General features: G+C 71.0%; 1 protein-coding gene. It reads left to right on the top strand.

What is annotated here, in order from left to right; genetic code table 11:
* Positions 1–627, top strand: a 627-nt coding sequence (locus tag AC1DMY_RS20885; RefSeq protein WP_477166756.1) for a CorA family divalent cation transporter, incomplete at both ends; no start/stop codon positions are given.

Below are 627 nucleotides of genomic sequence, written 5' to 3'. Positions count from 1 at the left end.
CGCCTGCGGCAACCGTGCCAGTGGCGCCTGCTGCGCCACCCGCCGCCGCGCCGCAGAAGCCCGCGCGCAAGTATCCGGCCGGCTTCCTGCCGGCGCTGGCCCGCATCGACACCCAGCCCGTGACCTTCTTCGTCTTCGACAGCGTGCTGGTGACGGTGCGCCCCGGGCCCTCCCGGACCGTCGACCAGGTCCGGCAGCGGCTGCTCGAACTATGCGGCGCCCCTCGCCCCGTCTCCGCGCGCGCCAATGGCCAGACGCCGCTCGTGCATGGCGTGCGGCCGCCCACGCGACCCGAGGACCTGATGCTGCGGCTGCTCAATGCGATGGTGGACCGCTACCTCGACCTGCGCGCGCCACTCACTCGCCAGCTGGACCGCTGGCAACGCGCCCTGCTCAGCACCCAGAAGAACTTCTCGAGCTGGGAAGGTCTGCTCGACGCCCGGATCCAATTGCGCCGGCTCGAGCACCTGAGCGAGGAGCAGCGCGACGCGCTCCAGGAATTCCGCGACAGCCTGCTCGACAATCGCTACAGCAGTAATGATCCTGCCGTCGGCGACGGCGGCGAAGGCACGGTGGTGGCGGGCCGCGATGAGGTCCTGCTGGTCCGCATCGCGGACCTGATGGAGC

This window comes from Dyella sp. 01L423, from assembly GCF_056399945.1.
Note: the sequence above shows the minus strand (reverse complement) of the source record. Positions and strands in the feature narration are given on the sequence as shown.